Origin of the sequence: Chamaesiphon sp. OTE_8_metabat_110 (assembly GCF_031382685.1) — a bacterium.
GTDB lineage: Bacteria > Cyanobacteriota > Cyanobacteriia > Cyanobacteriales > Chamaesiphonaceae > Chamaesiphon.
The window spans coordinates 1-6,328 of the sequence record NZ_JANMZA010000251.1 but is presented as its reverse complement, the minus strand read 5'-3'; the positions used below and the strand labels follow the sequence as shown (position 1 = coordinate 6,328).

Sequence of the window (6,328 nt, the reverse complement as noted above, 5' to 3'; positions counted from 1 at the left end):
CAACTTCCAGATTAGGGGATCGAGTTTTTCGATCGCCTCCAATCCAGATCGAGTTACTCTGACTCGAACAATCCGACGATCTCGTTCATCCCGTTCGCGTTCGATTAGCCCATCCTTTTGTAACCGATCGACCAAACGAGTGATATCAGGATCTCGTGCCACCATGTACTGAGCAATTGACTGACTCGGCATTCCAGTACTTCCCATCCGTGCAAGCACTTTAAGCACGTTATAGAGGGGCTGCGAAAGATGATGCTGTTTGAACAGTTCTGCCACCTCATCACTCAGCAGAGCATGAGTCCGCACGAGATTGAGATAAGCTTCCTGTTCGGGCACTTGAAAGGGCTGAAATTCGCCTAATTCTTCATGGAGGGTGGAATGCTGAAGCATGTTTATTTTGCTCATACACTTAGTATACCTTTTAAGGATAGTCCTGTCAACAAGTATTTAAGCATCGAAAAATGTAGTGTGGATACTGCTCACGAGCAAATCCTAACGGAGCAGTGGTTTCAGATTGTTATTGCAATCGATACACTTATGTTTCATTCTTACTACTCGCTACTGTATCGCGGCGATCGTCGAGCCAGTTCTTCAAGCGAAACATGGATTTGTGCAACGTCTCAATCTCTTCAGCACTCCATTCGGCAAAGATGAGCTGGGCATCAGGTTCGATGCGGGCGATCGCTTGTTGGTGTGCATTTAAACCTGCGGCTGTAATCGAATGAAATTTAACTCGCTTATCTTCCTGACTGACTTGGAACTCCAAATAGCCCTTTTCCAATAAATGCTGCACCGTTTTGGTCATAGCAGGTTGATTTGCCTGAAAAGCTGCGGCAAGCTGGGTGATAGTGTAACGCTGCTGTGGATCGCGGCTAAAGTGGTTCAGCATTGTAAATTGCGGCAATGGCAAATTGCTTTCACTCATCAATCGCTCGAATCTTGTTGCCGTTAACTGATTTGCCACCCCAATCCAAATCAAAATTTGTCTGAGTTTTTCGGGTTCGTGACAATTCATAGCTTTTTAGCAAAAATTCAGGAAATCTCTACACGGTAAAGGATTTACTTATCTAGCATAGCCCAATCGCACCAATATTTCCAAGACATGAAGATAGGACATTCTTGACAACATTCTTAGGAATGTTAATATATTCTTAGGAATGTTTCTAAAGTTTTATGGTATCCCCTCAAAAGTCTTTATTTACGATCGCAGGCTGGTTGCTGATTGCTGAAAGTCTGCTCATTTTTGTCCCACTCTCAGTTTTAGGCAGTGCGATTAACTGGCCGAAAAGTTTGAGCGACCCGGCTGATAAAATTCTACCATTGCTGGTCGAACATTCCTCAGCAGTGAGGTTTGGCTATCTCGTTTATTTAATTTACTCGATTCTATTTTGGGTTATTGCCAGTTTGACGATTCGGGTGCTGAGTAATGAGGAAACCGATTCAATCTGGCTGCATGTCGCGAATGGGTTTGGAATCGCTTCGACTGTCGCTCGTTGCTTGGGAATAATTCGGTGGTTGGTGGCAATGCCTGCTTTAGCGACACTTTACACCGATCCCACTATCTCTACGGGTACTCGTGAATCGATCGCAGTCGTCTATCGCGCTCTCAATGACTATGCTGGCTCGGTAGGCGAAGTTTTAGGTGTCAGTTTATTTGCCGGATTGTGGCTGGCGATCGTATCGTTAAGAATTTTGCAAACCAGAATATTACCCCGCTGGCTGGGATTTTTGGGGCTGATATCTGCAACGTTATTAGGCGTTCAATTAGCCAGGTTGTTCGGCGTGGATTTGGGCGCGTTTATCTCGATCTCGGTGAGTGTTTTGCAACTATGGTTTTTGGCGATGGGGATCGTACTAGTAGCGAAGGCTGCGAAAGTTGAGCGTAATCTCTCGGCCAAGTACTGATGATTTCCCCAACTCCCAACTTTAATTTACTGAGGTTTGATGATGAATAATGACGACCGATTGCATGTTGTGTTGGGTGCGAGTGGTGGATGTAGAGATCCAAATAGATCGAGATCCGAAACTAAATCGCTCTTTAATTCCTGCAACCCTTACACCAAAACAGTTTCAGAGAACACAATTTTGATAGAGTTCGCTAATTAATTGCCTGTATTCCAGCTTCAGTAACGATTTTATCAGATGAGATCGAAATAGATCGAGATCCAGATCTATTTCGACGGAACTCTATCTTTGACCATTCACTCATCAAGTAAACTACCCAACAGATCGGTGGCTCCTTTTTGATGCTGGTGGAGGTTATCATCGTATAGCGACAGCGTTTTGATGTCAGCATGGCGACTCAATGCTTGAGCTGCCCGAACTATTAGAGTTCAAACGTGGAAAGCGATACATGGGCCGAGTCCTGAAGTGATGTTTGAATTACGTCATGAGCCAGGTTTGATAGGATTCTCCGATTTCACCCAACTCAAAGAGATCGAGATTACCATCGCTGGAACACCATTCGAGCATCTGTCATACCATTACCGACTGGGCTACAGCGGCTGGCAATACGCACACATCATCCAAGTGCCAGCTATGACCGACTCCTTGACTCTAACGCTACCGAACGAATCGATAGCCCCGACTATTGCCCAGAACCCTTATCAGCACCTCCTACTCCACCTCAAACAACTCCGACTGTCCCACATGCTCGCTCATTGGGAGTCTGTCGAACACCAAGCTATGCAGGAGCAATGGTCTTATGCCAAATTCTTACTCACATTATGCGAACTGGAAACCAGTCGTCGCAACGCTCTCCGGTTACAGCGGGGTCTAACCGAAGCGGCTCTCCCCACCGGAATGTCAAGAAGTCTGAGGCTGAAACTTCGGTGTTGTTTGAGTTAATCGCTCATCGCTATGAGCGTAAGAGTTTGCTCATTACTGCGAACCAGCCTTTCAGTCAGTGGGATTCAATCTTTGTGGATTCAATGATGACTGTTGCTGCTGTCGTTGGCATAGCCTACCGGAGGTAATCGATTAGTTCATCATGGCACGCTCTTTGAGATTAAAGCTGAAAGTTATCGTCGGCAGGCTGCTAGCGATCGCCTAAACAATTCTCAATCTTCCTAACGGCTCTATTTTTGGTGCCCCTGTCGCAACCGATCGTTACTTGTCGTTTCGATCTGAGAACGGCTTTCGCGACACCTACCCGACAATAACCTGTCACGTCTAACCCCTTGACATTTAACAGATCGTCTTGGAGATTTTTACTCGGATCCTGCCGCCCACTAATCTCCCTTTTCGAGGGAATATGCAATTTTGGTGAGTAGAAGGGGCTGAAATGGGCATTCGATAGCGTAAGCGCTGCCTTGGCAGGTCGTGAAAACGGCAAACTGAACATCGGAAAAGAAGCATTTCCATACGTTAGACTATTATTAGACAAGATTTAGGCGATCGACGCGATCGTGATATAATATCGAGTAGTCAAAACCACCTCACCATCGGTATTTGAAATGACAACAGTTCGCACGATCGCTGACTTAACTGCCCAACAGCAGATCGATCTGCTGGCAGCACAACATGACATTACCTACGAGAAAACACAACTTGATGAGTTAGCAGATACATACTCACGACTTTCTGATGCGGAGGTTGAATTAGATGAGACAGAGCTGCTGTTGCTCGAACTCGATCGGGCAGGAATTCTTACGGGCAAGGACAACGGATTGCTGCATCTTCAGTATTTGCACGAGCGAAAATAATGACTTTCGATCCGTTTAGAGACTTTGAAGAACGAGGCTACCTGCGGAATATATATGGTAGTAAAGACGTTGCAGCAGTTAAGGCCCTGGAGCAAAAGTCATTTAAGAAAAATATCAAAAGCGCAATCGATGCTTTGGCGACGACTCAATTTATCGAATACAAGCATATTCTGAGCATCCATAAGACCTTGTTCGGGGATATTTACCCTTGGGCAGGTGAAGACAGATTGGCAACGGCTCCCGATCTCAACATTACTAAAGGTGGCTACGATCGAATGTTTGCCCACCCACGAGATGTCAGACGTGCTGGCGAATATGCTTTAGATCGGGGTCAAGATTTACCGTTTATGCGCGAACGACCTGGATACGTAATGGGGCTGCTGGCTCATGCACATCCATTCCTAGACGGCAATGGACGGGCTATTATGGTGCTTCATGCAGAATTAGCTTATCGGGCAGGAATCAGTATTGAGTGGAAACAAACAGATAAGGTAGATTATCTGACGGCACTAACGACCGAACTCAACGATCCCGAACAGGGACATCTTGATAGTTATCTCCAGCCGTTTATTCGAGGTGCAGTAAAACGCCAGCAATCTGCATCGGTATTAAAGTCATTAAAAGGGCTATGTGAAACAACGACTGGAGAAGAATAGATGCAGCAGTATTTTTAATTATTGGGAGTTTTTATAGAAATGAACGATCGAATCAGTGCTATTATTTCCAATTCTAACACCAATAGAGAGTTTCAAGGTCTAGAATTAGAGGCGATGTCAGAAGCCATAAGTTTTGAAGATCGGATGTACGATCTCAATCGGGGTAAAACTTCCAGAAGATTGTTGATACATGGTGAGGACGATCGAGGAGAGGGAATTACTTACTCTATTTACAATCTCTTTCTACATTTAGAATCTGAAAATTATTTACAGAAACAACGCGGTCATTTTCGTGACTGCTTAAATGTGCTAGTAAAAGAACATGGCGGAAAGTGGATTTTATTTGAGGATGGTAGAATCATTCATTCTGCCAGAACTATAGAGGAGCTAGAAGTAAAGATTCAGTCAGCAAGAGATTCAGATTGCTATCGACCTGCTGACTTTATTGTTTTTGTGCCCAGACGTACCGAAGATCTGCAAGAACAGGCTACGGCAGAACCTAAAAGTAAAGCCGCGATTGCAGTTGCCGAGATTTTTAGAGCTGCTACCGATCGCGAAAAGTTAGAAATATTCAAAGAAATTTGCGATTTAAGAATTCAATCGATTGGGATTGAGCGTCCTGAAGAGTAATTTAAGATAGCTGATTGAATTTCTTCAAAACAACGCTTGCAAATGGTAATCCCCTCAAACCCGCATGGATCGACTCAGTACTGAATACCAAGAACTCCATATCGAGAAGTTTTTATTGGAACTGGGGGCGGGTTTTGCGTTCGTAGGCAAACAGTTTCCCTTAGAGGTAGGGGGTCAGGATTTTCGACTGGATTTGCTGTTCTACCATCTCAAACTGCGCTGCTATGTGGTGATTGAGTTGAAAGTGGATGAATTCAAACCAGAGTATGCAGGGAAGTTGAATTTTTACCTATCAGCGGTGGACGATTTGTTGCGCCATCCCAACGATGAGCCGACGATTGGGATATTGTTGTGTCGGTCTAAAAATGGGGTGGTGGCGGAATATGCGCTGCGGGATATCAATAAACCGATGGGGGTAGCTGAGTGGACGGAGGCGTTGACTAAATCCTTACCCGATCCCTTACAGTTAGAATTACCTTCAACCACAGAGCTAGAGGCCGAACTAGGTGCGATTGAGTGGGGGGAAGATGTGGGTGGCTAAATCTAGAGAAACCCCTGCTAAATGTCTCCGCTGTGCCCCCCTATCCCCAGTCGAAGCTAGGGCTAAACATCCTAACTGCTGGGATGATAAACTTTGCACTGCTCGACGTTTTTACATTAATAATCGCGATCGAATCAATCAGAAACGGGCGCGAAAACGGATTGAAACCAAGCAACAAATTCCCGTGCCCCAGGTAAATTATGGAGTCTTACAGGTGTGGCGGGAGAGTAGGGAAGATTCGCCGATTCATGCGATCGGAATTGAGGTCTGGGATGGGCATAATAAGTTAGCAGTGGTGCAGCCAGTTCATTGTGCGGGATGGTTGCCAGCTCAAGTTCACGAGTATCTCCGGCAGGCTCTGACGGTATTAGATACTGAGTATGGATTTAAAAAGTTTGCGTCTCAGGTGTTAATAAGTCCCGAACAGTGTCCGGTTCGTCCTTGTTTTCTCTGCCAGCAGTAGTTGGCTTTTTCCAAGTTCCTCATAACTAATTCATAATGCAGCAAAAATTACTCGCCCAAATTGCTACGGCACTCGAATCTCGCTCGGAGATTAGCTTATTAGAATTGCTTGAAATCTATCCAATCGATTGCGGCATGGAAGAGGTGGTTGAATATTTAGAGATAGCTCATCAACCGCCGCATACGATTGATGATGAAGTGAAGGAATCAATTGAGGTTGCAAACGTCTCACAAGGCTCTCAAATGAAGACTACGATGCCCAGAATCGTCTTTCGTCGTCAAGCATAATGCCAGTAGTCGTTCAACTTTCGATCTGGGACGCTCTAGACATGGCA

The 6,328-nt window shown here is 45.2% G+C and carries 9 protein-coding genes and 2 pseudogenes; 9 read left to right on the top strand and 2 right to left on the bottom strand.

Features of this window, described 5'->3' with window-relative positions:
* On the bottom strand, window positions 1–390 hold a 390-nt coding region (locus RMO52_RS09280), incomplete at its 3' end, for a MarR family transcriptional regulator (protein ID WP_310413223.1).
* A 145-nt stretch (window positions 391–535) separates the two neighbouring features.
* Window positions 536–1,015 (bottom strand): MarR family winged helix-turn-helix transcriptional regulator, encoded by a 480-nt coding sequence (locus tag RMO52_RS09275; RefSeq protein ID WP_309741869.1) that lies wholly within the window; start codon window positions 1,013–1,015, stop codon window positions 536–538.
* A 158-nt stretch (window positions 1,016–1,173) separates the two neighbouring features.
* Here RMO52_RS09275 and RMO52_RS09270 point away from each other — a divergent pair, with 158 nt between their 5' ends.
* The 9 genes and pseudogenes from RMO52_RS09270 to RMO52_RS09230 all read left to right on the top strand — a co-directional run bounded on the left by RMO52_RS09270 (window position 1,174) and on the right by RMO52_RS09230 (window position 6,281).
* On the top strand, window positions 1,174–1,905 hold the full coding sequence (locus RMO52_RS09270) for a DUF4386 domain-containing protein (protein WP_310413220.1): 732 nt from the start codon (window positions 1,174–1,176) through the stop codon (window positions 1,903–1,905).
* Between the two features lie 423 nt (window positions 1,906–2,328).
* A pseudogene (locus RMO52_RS09265) lies at window positions 2,329–2,529 on the top strand (IS21 family transposase); the annotation flags it as partial.
* Between the two features lie 60 nt (window positions 2,530–2,589).
* Window positions 2,590–3,072, top strand: a pseudogene (locus RMO52_RS09260) (ATP-binding protein).
* A gap of 383 nt (window positions 3,073–3,455) precedes the next feature.
* Window positions 3,456–3,704 carry a hypothetical protein gene (locus tag RMO52_RS09255; RefSeq protein ID WP_309741871.1) on the top strand — a complete coding sequence of 83 codons (249 nt, stop codon included), beginning with the start codon at window positions 3,456–3,458 and terminating at the stop codon, window positions 3,702–3,704.
* Window positions 3,704–4,360, top strand: a complete 657-nt coding sequence (locus tag RMO52_RS09250; protein ID WP_309741872.1) for a Fic family protein — start codon at window positions 3,704–3,706, stop codon at window positions 4,358–4,360. Before RMO52_RS09255 ends, RMO52_RS09250 begins: the two co-directional genes overlap by 1 nt.
* Before the next feature lie 39 nt (window positions 4,361–4,399).
* The gene (locus tag RMO52_RS09245; RefSeq protein WP_309741873.1) at window positions 4,400–4,990 is read left to right on the top strand and encodes a DUF5678 domain-containing protein; all 591 of its coding nucleotides are present in this window, start codon (window positions 4,400–4,402) and stop codon (window positions 4,988–4,990) included.
* A 64-nt stretch (window positions 4,991–5,054) separates the two neighbouring features.
* Complete coding sequence (locus RMO52_RS09240; protein ID WP_309741874.1) at window positions 5,055–5,531, top strand: PDDEXK nuclease domain-containing protein; 477 nt, start codon at window positions 5,055–5,057, stop codon at window positions 5,529–5,531.
* A complete protein-coding gene (locus RMO52_RS09235; RefSeq protein ID WP_310413216.1) occupies window positions 5,524–5,994 on the top strand; it encodes a hypothetical protein in 471 nt (156 codons plus the stop codon). Before RMO52_RS09240 ends, RMO52_RS09235 begins: the two co-directional genes overlap by 8 nt.
* Before the next feature lie 35 nt (window positions 5,995–6,029).
* Window positions 6,030–6,281, top strand: a complete 252-nt coding sequence (locus RMO52_RS09230; protein ID WP_310413213.1) for a DUF3375 family protein — start codon at window positions 6,030–6,032, stop codon at window positions 6,279–6,281.
* Window positions 6,282–6,328 lie beyond the last annotated feature (47 nt).